Genomic DNA, 12,500 nt, shown 5'->3' on the forward strand with positions numbered 1-12,500 from the left:
CCTTCAGGCGTATCCCGGTCTTTCGCCCCCATCGCGTAAGCCGGACCACACCTTCCGGGCCGCTCAGCCCCCCATTTCGATGACGGGCGGACAACGGACATGAACAAGCCAGAACCGATCACCCCCAGCGCCGAGGCTCCGGTCTCGCTCTATGCCAAGCACGAGCCGGTCTTCAACCGGCGCATCGATGGCAAGTTTCGCCGCATCAAGTGGGCGATCATGGCGGCGTGCCTGGCGATCTACTGGGTGACCCCCTGGCTGCGCTGGGACCGCGGTCCCTATGCGCCCGACCAGGCGGTGCTGATCGACCTTGAACACCGCCGTTTCTACATGTTCGGCATCGAGATCTGGCCCCAGGAATTCTATTTCGTGGCGGGCCTCCTCATCATGGCGGGCATCGGCCTGTTCCTGGTGACGAGCGCGGTGGGCCGTGCGTGGTGCGGCTATGCCTGCCCGCAGACGGTCTGGACCGACCTGTTCCAGCACGTCGACCGCCTTATCGACGGGGACCGCAACGCGCGGTTTCGCCTCTACAAGGCCCCCTGGGGCCCGGCCAAGATCGCGCGGCGCGTGTTCAAGTGGGCGATCTATCTCGCGATCTCCTTCGCCACGGGCGGCGCGTGGATCTTCTACTTCGCCGATGCCCCCACGCTCCACCAGGAGTTCTGGAGCGGCACGGCCGCGCCCGTCGCCTACGGCACGGTGCTTGTCCTCACGCTCACCACCTTTGCGCTGGGCGGTTTCATGCGCGAGCAGGTGTGCATCTACATGTGCCCCTGGCCGCGCATCCAGACCGCGATGCTCGATGAGAAGAGCCTCATCGTCACCTACAAGGAGTGGCGCGGCGAGAAGCGCGGCAGCCTCAAGAAGGCGCAGAAGAACCCCGGCGAATACGGCGACTGCATCGACTGCAACCAGTGCGTGGCGGTCTGCCCGACCGGCATCGACATCCGCGAGGGGCCGCAGATCGGCTGCATCACCTGCGCGCTGTGCATCGATGCCTGCGACCGCGTCATGGCCGAGACCGGCCGCCCGCGCGGCCTCATCGACTACGCGACGCTGGAAGACGCGGAGAACGAGAAGAAGGGCCATCCGCCCACCCGGCACGCCAAGCTGATCTGGCGCCCGCGCACGCTCGTCTACTTCGCGGTCTGGGCGGGGATCGGACTGGGTCTGCTCTTCATGCTGGGCACGCGCGTCCACACCGATGTCTCGGTCGCCAAGGACCGCAACCCGCCCTATATTCTGATGAGCGATGGTTCGGTGCGCAACGGCTATACCCTGCGCCTGCACAACATGCAGAACCGCCCGCGCGACATGGTCCTTGGCATCGAGGGCCTGCCCGGGGCGGTGATGTGGACCGAGGACATGGCCCGTGAGGCCGCTTCGCGGACCCTGACGCGCACCGTCGCGCCCGATGCGACGCAGGTCGTGCGGGTCTATGTGGTGGCGCCAGAGGACACCCGCGACCAGGATTTCGCCTTCACCCTGGAAGCGCAGGGGGAAGAGCGTGAAAGCGATACCGCCAAGGCGCAGTTCGATGCGCCCGGAGATGAATGATGGCAGGTGACACGAACATGGCGAAACGCCCCACGCGCAAGCCCTTTACCGGCAAGCACATGACCCTGATCCTGGTGGCCGGCTTCACGGTCATCGTAGGGGTCAACGTGTTCATGGCCACGCTGGCGAGCCGTACCTTTGGCGGCATTGTCGTCGAGAACTCCTACGTCGCCAGCCAGAAGTTCAACACCTGGCTCGACGAGGCCCGCCGCGAGGAAGCGCTGGGCTGGCAGGTCGCGGTTGCGCGGCGCGGCGATGGCCGCCTCCAGCTCGAGCTCACCGGCGCGCCCGAAGACGCGCAGGTTCTCGCCGAGGCGCGCCACCCGCTCGGCCACAAGCCCGACCAGGCGCTGACCTTCACGCGCGGGTCGGACGGGACCTGGGCCAGCGACGCCGTCCTGCCCGAAGGGCGCTGGACGCTGCGCCTGCGTGTCGAGACGCCCGAGGGCGCGGTCTGGCGGACAGAGCGGGCCGTGCTGTGAACGCGCCCGTCACCGATCTCGTGGCGCCGTCCCCGGACACCGCCGCGACACCCGAGGCCGATTTCGTCGACAGCCGCTTCACGGTTCCGGGCATGCGCTGTGCGGGCTGCATCGCCAAGGTCGAGCGCGGGCTGGGCGCGATCGCAGGGGTGGAGGCTGCGCGCGTCAACTTCTCGGCCAAGCGCGTCGCCGTCCACCATGCCGCCGCGATCACCGACGATGACCTGATCGAGGCCCTGCGCAAGCTCGGCTTCGAGGCCGAACGCGCCGCCGAAAACCCGCTGGCGCGCGACGATGGCGAACAGCGCCGATTGGCGCGTGCGCTGGCTGTGTCCGGGTTTGGCATGATGAACATCATGCTGCTCTCGGTATCGGTCTGGTCGGGCGCGGACGCGATCACGCGCGACATGTTCCACTGGATCAGCGCGCTTATCGCGGTGCCGGTGATCGCCTATGCCGGGCGCCCCTTCTTCGCCTCGGCCGCGATGGCGCTGCGCTATCGGCGCACCAACATGGATGTGCCTATCAGCATCGGTGTGCTGCTCGCCACGGGCATGAGCCTCTATGAGACGCTGACCGGCGGCCCCCACGCCTATTTCGACGGCGCGGTGATGCTGCTCTTTTTCCTGCTCGCAGGGCGCGTTCTCGACGCGATGATGCGCAGCCGCGCGCGCTCGGGGATTGCCGCGCTGCTGGGCCGTATGGGCAAGGGCGCGCAAGTGCTGAACCCGGACGGCTCGACCCGCTACGTCGCGGCCGAGGGGTTGGCGCCCAACATGGTCATGCTGGTGGCCGCGGGCGAATCACTCGCCGCCGATGGCGTGATCGTGGAAGGGCGCACCCGCGTCGATTCCTCGATGCTGACGGGCGAGAGCGATCCCCGCCCCGTGCTGGAGGGCGAGACCATTCATGCCGGCATGATCAACCTGGGCGATCCGGTCCGGGTCAAGGTGACGGCGGCCGCGCAGGACACCGCGATTGCCGACATCGCGCGCCTCATGGACGAGGCCGGACAGTCGCGCTCGCGCTACGTGCGCATCGCCGACCGCGCCTCGCGCCTCTATGCGCCCGCCGTGCACAGCCTCGCCGCGCTCAGCTTCCTGGGCTGGTGGCTGGCGGGGGCAGGGGTCTACAAGTCGCTCCTCATCGCTGTCGCAGTGCTCATCATCACCTGCCCTTGCGCGCTGGGCCTCGCCGTGCCCGCGGCGCAGGTTGTCGCCTCGGGCGCGCTCATGCGCCGGGGCCTGCTCATCAAGGACGGTTCCGCGCTCGAACGTCTGGCCGAGGTGGATCAGGTGCTGTTCGACAAGACCGGTACGCTGACGCTGGGCGAACCGCGCCCGGTGGACCTGGACGTGCTCGATGCGCAAGGGCGCAGCGTGGCGCTCGCGCTGGCGCAGGCGAGCCGTCATCCGCTCAGCCGCGGGCTGGCCAAGGCGCTGCGTGCCGCAGGTACCGAGCCCGCCGTGCTCGACGGCGTCAGCGAGGAAGCCGGGCAGGGCATGCAGGCGCGCTACCAGGGCCGCGACGTCGCGTTGCTGCGCCCCGAATTCGAGGTGGGCGGACTTGCCGTTGACCTGCTTGTCGATGGCTCGCGTACACGCCTTGCCTTCTCCGATCCGCTGCGTCCCGATGTGCGCGAAACACTGGCAGAGCTTTCCGGGCAGGGCGTCACGGCGGCCATCGTTTCGGGCGACCGCGAAACCTCCGTTGGCGCCGTCGCCAAGGACCTTGGGCTGTTCGCCACCCATTCGATGAAGCCGGCCGGAAAGCTGGCGCTGCTCGAGCGGCTGAAGGGCGCAGGTCACTTCCCGCTGATGGTCGGCGATGGCCTCAACGACGGGCCGGCCCTTGCCGGTGCGCATGTCTCCATTGCGCCGGGCGGGGCCAGTGATGTCAGCCAGCAGGCGGCCGATGCGGTCTTCGTGGGCGAGCGCCTGATGCCGGTCGCGCTGGCGCTGCGCGTGGCGCGCCGGACCATGGCGATCGTGCGCCAGAACTTCGCGATGGCCGCGATCTACAACGTCTTTGCCGTGCCGCTTGCCATTGCGGGCCATGTGACCCCGCTCGTCGCCGCGATCGCGATGTCGGGCAGTTCGCTGGTCGTCGTGGGCAATTCGCTGCGTCTTGCCCGCGCGGCGGGCCGGGCAAGCGAGCAGGCGTAAGCGCGCACCATGACGATCCTTGGCTTTCTGATTCCGCTCGCGCTCATCATGGGGCTCGTTGGCCTGGTCGGCTTCTTCTGGGCGATGAAGAGTGGCCAGTTCGAGGACCTCGACGGGGCGGCCAACCGCATCCTCATCGACGAGGAAGATGACAGCGACGACGCCGCGAAGGGGTGAGGACAAGGCGCCCTTTCGGCCCTGCAATCATCCCCTGTGCGATCTTGTCGGCGTGGCTTGATCAATCGCAATGAAGCGCGCGGTGGGATCGCCCAAGGTCCCCTGCATGTGGACATATCACCCCGATCTGCTGGCGGTCCCGGTACCGCGCTACACGAGCTTCCCGACCGCGGCCGAATTCGGCGACGAGGTGGGCGAAGGCGACTTCGTCCAGGCTCTCGCCGACGTGCGCGGGGACATATCGCTCTACGTGCACATTCCGTTCTGCGAGAAGATCTGCTGGTACTGCGGGTGCAACACGAGCGCGGCCAACAAGGCCGAACGCGTGGCAAGCTATCTCGACGCCCTCAACCACGAGATCGGCCTGGTCGCCGAGCGTGTGCCCAAGGGCGCAAAGGTCTCGCGCATCGCCTTTGGCGGGGGCAGTCCCAACGGCATCTCGCCCATCGACTTCGTGCGCATCGTCGACACGCTGATCGTGCATTTCGGGGTGACGAACCCGGTCATGTCGATCGAACTCGATCCGCGAACGCTGGGCTCGGAATGGGCCTCGGTGATCGGAGCCATTGGCATCGAGAGGGCGAGCCTTGGCGTGCAGACGTTCGCGCCGCACCTTCAGGAAGCCATCGGCCGCGTCCAGCCGACCCGCATGATCGAGAATTCGACCGCGATGCTCCGCGCGGCGGGGATCACCTCGCTGAACTTCGACCTGATGTACGGGCTTCCCGGACAGACCATGGCCGATCTTGACGCTTCGCTCGAACAGACCGTGGCTCTGGGCGCGGACCGTATCGCGCTGTTCGGATATGCCCACGTCCCGCACATGATCCCGCGCCAGCGCAAGATCGACGCCAGCGACCTGCCCGACGCCCAGGCGCGCTTCGCGATGGCCGCGCATGGCTATTCCTTCCTGCTCGATGCGGGCTACGTGCCGGTCGGTTTCGACCACTTTGCCCTGCCCGGCGACGGTCTTGCGCAGGCCATGTTGAAGGGCACCTTGCGGCGCAACTTCCAGGGCTTCACCGAGGACCCGTCCGAAGTGCTGCTGGGGCTGGGCGCTTCGGCGATCAGCGGCTTCCCGGGCCTGCTCGCCCAGAACGAGAAGAACACCGGGCGCTACCGCATGATGCTTTCGCAGGACCGGCTGCCGGTGAACCGGGGCATCGCGCGCACGGCGCAGGACCAGCACCGCGGCGCGGTGATCGAGGCGCTGCTGTGCCGGGGCCGCGCGCGGATTGGCGAGACCCTGCGCGCCGAGGCCTTGCCGCTGCTGCGCCCCTATCTCGATGCGGACCTGTGCGAGATCGATGGCGAGGATCTTGTCATCCGACCGGGCGGCGTGCCTTACGCGCGCTCGATCGCGGCGCGTTTCGATCCCTATCGCAAGGATTCGCTGCGGCGCTTCAGTTCCGCGGTTTGAGCGCGCCCTCGCGGGTGTCGAACTCGACCCCGAAGAGATTGCCCTCGCGCCAGCGCACCAGGCCCCACAGCTCCTGACCGTCCTCCAGCCGGGCGCGCACGACGCTCTCGGCGGGCGGCGGTGTGCCGAGTGCGGCTGCGCTCAGCCCGCGTGAGGATATGTCGCGCACCATTACCTCGATCGGCTGGCCACAGGCGTCGGTGAGCGCAAAGCGCGCGCACTGGCGCAGCCGCCGTTCGCGCGGGGTCGGGGTCGGTCGAAAGCGGTCATGTCCCATCCAAGACCAGAACGACGCAGGGGAGCGCGAATTAAGGCTTCTGCGAAGAACTTCGCGAAAGATGTTCGCAGCACCTCCACGCGTGAGTGGGGCGCGTCAAGAATTGTGATCAACGCAACTGCGATTTGACCATGATCAAAGCCGGTTCCTGCCGCATCTGCGAGAAGAGAGTTGCCGGTCGCGCACCGCTGGCTGTCTCTGGCCCCGGTGCGAACCGCTTCTCCCCACCTTCGGGCGGCCCTACCTCGTGACGGGCCGCCTGTTTTTTGTCTGCGCGGTGCCTGCTCTCAGGCGCGGGTCAGGGCTTCGATGGGCAGGCTGTGCTGCGCCAGCGAAAGCGGATGCGGACGGTGGGAAACCAGCACCAGGCCCGTGCCCGTGCTTTGCAGCCATTCGCCAAGGCGGCGTACCAGTTCGCGTTCGGTCGCACCGTCGAGCCCTTCGGTGGGTTCGTCGAGCAGCAGCCAGGGACGCCCGGCCAGCAGCGCGCGGGCCAGCGAGAGGCGCTTGCGTTCCCCGCCCGAAAGCGGTGCGCCGTCCTCGCCCAGCATGGTGTCGAGGCCTGCGGGCAGGCGCGCGATCCTTTCGTCGAGGCAGGTAATGGTGAGCGCGGCGCGCATCGCATCCTCGGTGATTCCGGGGCGGGCGAGGCGCAGGTTGTCGGCGATCGATCCGGCGAGCAAGGGCGCGTCCTGCGCGCTCAGCGCAAACTGGCCGCGCAAGGTATCCTCGGTGCATTCGGCCAGCGGGGCACCGTCGACCGAGATCGGCGCGGTACTTGCGCGAAGCCCGGCGAGCGCCTCAAGCGCAAGGGTCTTGCCCGAGCCGGATGTTCCCAGCAGGGCGATGTGGCTGCCCGGGGCAAAGTCGTGGGTTCCCAGCCGCAAGGGCGCGGCGAGGGGGGGCTCGCTTGGCGCTGCCGGCAAAGGTTGCTCGGCAAGGTCCAGGAGGCTTTCCAGGCGGCGCAGGCCTTCCTCGACGCGGGCCTGGCGCAGCGCAGTGCGCGAGATCGCGGCGAGCGCCTCGATGGCCGCGGTGGCGGCGAGCAGGCCAAGCGCGGCAAGCGCGGGGCCGCTCGAGGCTGTGGCAAGGACGGCGATGGCTGCCAGCGCGCCGTAGAGGAGCTGGAAGGCCGCAACACCGGCTTCCGCCCGGAACAGCGAGCGGCGCGCGGCATCGAGGCGCGCGATGGGCTCGGCCAGCTCGTCGAGAACTGTCTCGACAAGGCCATAGGCTGCGATCTCGGCGCGGGCCTGCGCCATGTCGACATAGCGGGCGCGCAGCTCTCCCAGCGCTTCGGCGGCCGCGCGGGCAGGCGCGGCGGTGAGGCGGCGCGACAGCGCGGTCACGGCGAAGGGAAAGACAACGAGCAGCCCTGCCAGCAGCAGCGCGGGTAGCCAGCCCGAAAGGGCGGCGAGGGCCACGCCCGCCAGCGCGGCGGCCAGGCTGCCCGGGCGCGTGGGCTGGCGCACGATGAGGTCTTCAAGCGATTCGATGTCGCCGATCAGCCGCGCGCTCGCCTCGCCTGCCGAGACATCGGGGGCACGGCGGGTGTCCTGCGCGGCGAGCAGGCGGAAGAGGCGGCTGCGCAGGTCCGCCATCGCGGTCAAGGCGGCCTTGTGCGAGAGCATGCGCTCGCCGTAGCGGCTGACCGTGCGCAGAATGGCCAGGAGGCGGATCGCGGCGCTGGGGATCAGGTAGTTGAACGCCTGCACGGCCAGGAGGCCGGAGGCGCCCGCGATGGCCGCGCCGGTCAGGAACCAGCCCGAGACCCCAAGCAGCAGCAAGCCGCTCAGCGCCGCGACCACGGCCGAGAGGGTGCCCAGACGCAGGACGCGGCGGACAGGGGCTGTCGGGCGGGCCAGTTCGACCGGATGCGAGGAGGCGGGGCGGCTCACAGGGCGATCTCCTGCTGGGCGATGGCCCGGACGGTTTCATCGTGGGTGGCGACAAGGAGCGCCCGCTCGCGGGAAAGTTCCTGCAGCACGGCCACGATCTGCGCGGCGCTGGCGGCATCGAGGTCGGCGGTGGGCTCGTCGCACAGGAGCAGCGGGCGGCCTGAAAGCAGCGCGCGGGCCAGCCCGATCCGGCGTCGCTCGCCGCCCGAGAGGCCCGAGCCCTTGTGGTCGATGACAAGGTCGAGCCCGCCGCGCTTCTCCAGCAGCGGGCCAAGGCCGACCCTGCGGGCGGCGACCAGGACGGCGGCATCGCAGGCCTCAGGCGCGGCAAGCGCGAGATTGCGGCGCAGCGAGCCGGGCAGCAGCAGCGGGCGCTGCGCGGCCCAGGCCACGTCGGCGCGATCGAGAGGATGTCCGGCAAGGGTCGTGATCCGGCCCGAGGGGACCTCGATCTGCCCGGCGATGGCGGCCAGCGTGCTGGTCTTGCCGCTGCCCGAGGGGCCGCTCAAGGCCACGATGCCCGTGCGTGGCAGGCGCAGGTCGACAGGCCCGATGCAGACGGTGGGCCAGGTCAGGATCAGCCCTTCGACAACGAGGCCGTCGAAGGGAGAGGGCGCCGCGGTGGGCGTGCTGGACGCTTCCTCCACCTCGTCCTGCCCGGGCGCATACTCGGCCAGCGCGCTCTCGGCGGCCTCGCCCATCTGCTTCTCGTGGTAGGCGGCGGCAAGGCGGCGCATGGGCAGGTAGACCTCCGGCGCCATGGCGAGCGCAAAGAAGGCGCGGCCCAGCGTCAGCGGCTCGGGCGGGGTGAAGGGCAGGAGGCCCAGCAGCGCGAAGCCGCAGTAGATCGCCACGAGCGCAACCGCGATGGCCGCGAAGAATTCAAGCACCGCGCTCGACAGGAAGGCGGCGCGCAGCACCGCGACGGTGCGGGTCGCCACGCCGTGGGTGGCGTCCTCGACCTGGCGGGCGATGCGGGCCTGCGCGCCGTAGTGCCGGATGAGAGGAAGATGCCGGACCCGGTCGACGAAGAGGCCGGAGAGCGCGGCCAGCGCGTCGAGCTGACGTTCCGAGGCCCGCCGCGCGGCGGTTCCGGCAAAGATCATGCCGACCACGAAGGGCAGCAGCGTGGCGAGCAGGATCAGCGCGGAGAACCAGCTCGCCAGGGCAATGAGGCCGATGGCAAGGAGCGGGCCGACCACCGCCGAGACGCGGGCCGGCTGGAAGCGGGCACCGTGCTCCTCGATGGCCTGGACGTGGTCGATGGCCAGCGCCGCGCTGGTTCCCGCACTGACCGGTGCGGGGAGGCGCCCCCCAAGCAGGCGCGACATCGCGGCGCGGCGCCAAAGGTTTGCACCGATTTGCGCACCAGGCATTGCGAAATGGTGCACGAGGAGGACGCTGCTGGCGCGCAGGAGCGCTCCTCCTGCAAGGCAGACGAGCCAGCCAAAGAGGGCCGTACCCGCCACAAGTGCTTCCACGCCGCCGGAAATTCCCCAGGAAAACAGGGCCGCACCGAGGATATCGAGGGCGCAGAACTGCCCGGCTCTTTTGGGTTTCATAAATCGGCAACTGTGTAAGTGATATTGACTCGAGACCTGGCGAGGCCTAGGCGGGGGCTATTGAGTGCAAGCGCGTGACGCAAGTGCCGCGTTCGAGCACGCCGCTACTTGGGATTGACTGCGATCAATGCCCGGAATGCCTTTGCACTCCAAGGGGCTACGCACGGATCGCACCAGAAATGCAAAGGTGACCCCCCATGATCGACTTCGCTGTCGTCGAATTGTCACGCCTTCAGTTCGCCCTCACGGCACTCTACCACTTCCTTTTCGTCCCGCTCACCCTTGGCCTCTCCTTCATGCTGGTCATCATGGAGAGCGTCTATGTCATCACCGGACGGCCGATCTGGCGCGACATCACGCGCTTCTGGTCCAAGTTGTTCGGCATCAACTTCGTCCTGGGGGTCGCCACCGGCCTCACCATGGAGTTCGAGTTCGGGACCAACTGGTCCTATTACTCGCACTACGTGGGCGACATCTTCGGCGCGCCGCTCGCGATCGAGGGCCTCATGGCCTTCTTCCTGGAAGCGACCTTCGTGGGCCTCATGTTCTTTGGCTGGGATCGCCTCTCCAAGCGCGGCCACTTGCTGACGACGATCATGGTGGCGCTGGGCTCCAACCTCTCGGCGCTGTGGATCCTCATCGCCAACGGCTGGATGCAGCACCCGACCGGTTCGAGCTTCAACCCCGACACCATGCGCATGGAGGTGACGAGCTTCTTCGACGTCGTCTTCAACCCGGTGGCGCAGGCCAAGTTCGTCCACACCGTGAGCGCGGGCTACGTGACCGCCAGCGTCTTCGTCCTGGGCGTTTCCTCGTACTACCTGCTGCGTGGCCGCTTCCTGGAGCTTGCCAAGCGCAGCTTCACCGTGGCCGCCGCGTTCGGCCTGGCTTCCTCGCTCTCGGTCGTCGTGCTGGGCGATGAAAGCGGCTATGCGCTGGGCGACAACCAGCAGATGAAGCTCGCCGCGATGGAAGGCATGTGGCACACCGAGGCCAGCCCCGCAGGCCTCTCGGTCATCGCCTACCCTTCGCAGGAAAGGCGTGAGACGCTCTTCGAGGTCAAGGTACCCTACGTGCTGGGCCTGATCGCCACGCGCTCGCTGACCGGCCAGGTCGAGGGCATCTATCCCCTCGTCGCCGAGGCCCGTGACCGCATCGAGAACGGCCTTGTCGCCTATGATGCGGTCGAGAAGCTGAAGCTCGATCCCAGGGACACCGCCGCGCGCGCGCAGTGGGAGACCGCCAAGAACGATCTTGGTTACGCGATGCTGCTCAAGCGCTACGTCGCCGATCCGCGCACGGCCGATGCGGTGACCATCGACAAGGCGGCCTGGGACACCGTGCCCGAAGTGCCCGTCCTGTTCTGGGGCTTCCGCGCCATGGCGGGCATCGGTTTCGTTCTCATCGCCTTCTTTGCGACCGCCTTCGCGCTCTCCTCGACGCGTCGGTTCGACAAGCGCTGGTTCCTGCGCGCGGCTCTCTTCGTCATGCCGCTGCCCTGGCTGGCTGCGGAGCTGGGCTGGATCGTCGCCGAAGTCGGGCGCCAGCCCTGGGCGGTCGACGGAGTGCTGCCGACGTTCCTCGCCAACTCCAGCCTGACCGTGCCGCAACTGTGGACCACGATTGCCGGCTTCACGCTCCTTTATGGCGCGCTGGCGGTGATCGAGGTGCGCCTCATGCTCGCCTCGATCCGCAAGGGGCCGGAGGAATACCGCCCCTGGCGCCCGGGCCGCGAAGAGCCCGCCGAAGTCGCGACGGCCTACACCGCCGTCCCCGCGGAATGATCTGAAAGGACAGATGAAATGCCTTTCGTACCTCTCGATTACGAAACCCTGCGCCTGATCTGGTGGCTGCTCCTGGGCGTGCTCCTGATCGGCTTTGCGATTGCCGATGGCTTTGACCTTGGCGTGGCTGCCCTCCTGCCGTTCGTGGGCAAGACCGATGTCGAGCGGCGCCAGGTGATCAACACCATTGGCGCCACCTGGGAGGGGAACCAAGTCTGGTTCATCCTCGCGGGCGGCGCGATCTTCGCGGCCTGGCCCTTCGTCTACGCGGTGAGCTTCTCGGGGTTCTATCTTGCCATGTTCCTGGTGCTGGCCGCGCTGATCCTGCGTCCGGTGGGCTTCAAGTACCGCTCCAAGAAGGCCGATCCGGCCTGGCGTTCGCGCTGGGACTGGGCGCTGTTCGTGGGCGGCTTCGTGCCCGCGCTGGTCTTCGGCGTGGCGGTTGGCAACGTGCTCCTGGGCGCGCCCTTCCGGCTCGATAGCGACCTTCGCACGTTCTACGAAGGCTCGCTGCTGGGGCTTTTCACCCCCTTCTCGCTGCTGACGGGCCTGCTGTCGGTGACGATGCTGGTGCTGCATGGCGCAGGCTGGCTCAGCCTCAAGCTGGAAGAGGGCCCGGTGCTCGACCGAGCCCTGAAGTTCGGCAAGATCGCTGCGCTTGCCTCGCTCGTGCTGTTCGTGCTGGGCGGCGTCTTCGTGGCCTACGGCGACATGGGTTACCGCCTTGCCGCCGAGGCCGATCCGGCTGGCCCCTCCAACCCGCACCTGACGGGCGCGGTGGCCGCAACGGGTGCCTGGCTCGACAACTACGCCGCGCACCCCTGGATGCTGATCGCCCCCGTGCTGGGCCTCCTTGGCCCGATCCTCGCGTTCCTCGGCATTTCGGGGCGCAAGCACGTGCTGGTCTTTACAGGTTCGACGCTGGCGAACGTGGGCATCATCGCCACCGTGGGGCTCTCGATGTTCCCCTTCATCCTGCCCAGTTCCATCGATCCGGCCTCGAGCCTGACCTTGTGGAACGCCTCCTCGAGCCAGGGCACGCTGTTCATCATGCTGCTCGTCACGCTCATCTTCCTGCCGATCGTGCTTCTCTACACCGCCTGGGCCTACAAGGTGATGTTCGGCCGCGTGACCGATGAGGAAGTCCGTCTCAACCCCGATTTCTACTGAGGAGT

At 68.1% G+C, this 12,500-nt stretch carries 10 protein-coding genes; 7 read left to right on the forward strand and 3 right to left on the reverse strand.

Going from position 1 to position 12,500, the window contains the following annotated elements; all coding sequences use genetic code 11:
* Window positions 1-99: 99 nt before the first annotated feature.
* From ccoG to hemN, 5 genes are all read left to right on the forward strand, one after another.
* Complete coding sequence (ccoG, locus tag HT578_RS13820) at window positions 100-1,560, forward strand: cytochrome c oxidase accessory protein CcoG (protein WP_213500092.1); 1,461 nt, start codon at window positions 100-102, stop codon at window positions 1,558-1,560.
* A gap of 17 nt (window positions 1,561-1,577) precedes the next feature.
* Entirely contained in the window at window positions 1,578-2,042 is a 465-nt protein-coding gene (locus HT578_RS13825) for a FixH family protein (protein ID WP_039391919.1), read from the forward strand.
* A complete protein-coding gene (locus HT578_RS13830; protein ID WP_213500094.1) occupies window positions 2,039-4,207 on the forward strand; it encodes a heavy metal translocating P-type ATPase in 2,169 nt (722 codons plus the stop codon). The genes HT578_RS13825 and HT578_RS13830 overlap by 4 nt, the downstream gene beginning before the upstream one ends.
* A 9-nt stretch (window positions 4,208-4,216) precedes the next feature.
* Window positions 4,217-4,384, forward strand: coding sequence for a cbb3-type cytochrome oxidase assembly protein CcoS (gene ccoS, locus HT578_RS13835; protein ID WP_039389675.1), 168 nt, complete (start codon window positions 4,217-4,219; stop codon window positions 4,382-4,384).
* A gap of 106 nt (window positions 4,385-4,490) precedes the next feature.
* Window positions 4,491-5,804 carry an oxygen-independent coproporphyrinogen III oxidase gene (gene hemN, locus HT578_RS13840; RefSeq protein WP_213500097.1) on the forward strand — a complete coding sequence of 438 codons (1,314 nt, stop codon included), beginning with the start codon at window positions 4,491-4,493 and terminating at the stop codon, window positions 5,802-5,804.
* Here the strand turns inward: hemN and HT578_RS13845 are convergent.
* From HT578_RS13845 to HT578_RS13855, 3 genes are all read right to left on the reverse strand, one after another.
* A complete protein-coding gene (locus HT578_RS13845) occupies window positions 5,788-6,081 on the reverse strand; it encodes a histidine kinase (RefSeq protein WP_213500099.1) in 294 nt (97 codons plus the stop codon). The genes hemN and HT578_RS13845 overlap by 17 nt on opposite strands.
* 287 nt (window positions 6,082-6,368) lie before the next feature.
* The gene (locus HT578_RS13850; RefSeq protein WP_239026292.1) at window positions 6,369-7,979 is read right to left on the reverse strand and encodes an amino acid ABC transporter ATP-binding/permease protein; all 1,611 of its coding nucleotides are present in this window, start codon (window positions 7,977-7,979) and stop codon (window positions 6,369-6,371) included.
* Window positions 7,976-9,541, reverse strand: a complete 1,566-nt coding sequence (locus HT578_RS13855; RefSeq protein WP_213500101.1) for an ABC transporter ATP-binding protein/permease — start codon at window positions 9,539-9,541, stop codon at window positions 7,976-7,978. Before HT578_RS13855 ends, HT578_RS13850 begins: the two co-directional genes overlap by 4 nt.
* Before the next feature lie 200 nt (window positions 9,542-9,741).
* Here HT578_RS13855 and HT578_RS13860 point away from each other — a divergent pair, with 200 nt between their 5' ends.
* Both HT578_RS13860 and cydB read left to right on the forward strand, forming a co-directional pair.
* Window positions 9,742-11,325: a cytochrome ubiquinol oxidase subunit I gene (locus HT578_RS13860; protein ID WP_213504339.1), complete on the forward strand. Its 1,584-nt coding sequence runs from the start codon at window positions 9,742-9,744 to the stop codon at window positions 11,323-11,325.
* 18 nt (window positions 11,326-11,343) lie between these two features.
* Window positions 11,344-12,495, forward strand: a complete 1,152-nt coding sequence (cydB, locus tag HT578_RS13865) for a cytochrome d ubiquinol oxidase subunit II (RefSeq protein ID WP_213500103.1) — start codon at window positions 11,344-11,346, stop codon at window positions 12,493-12,495.
* Window positions 12,496-12,500 lie beyond the last annotated feature (5 nt).

The organism is Novosphingobium decolorationis, from assembly GCF_018417475.1.
Lineage (GTDB): Bacteria > Pseudomonadota > Alphaproteobacteria > Sphingomonadales > Sphingomonadaceae > Novosphingobium > Novosphingobium decolorationis.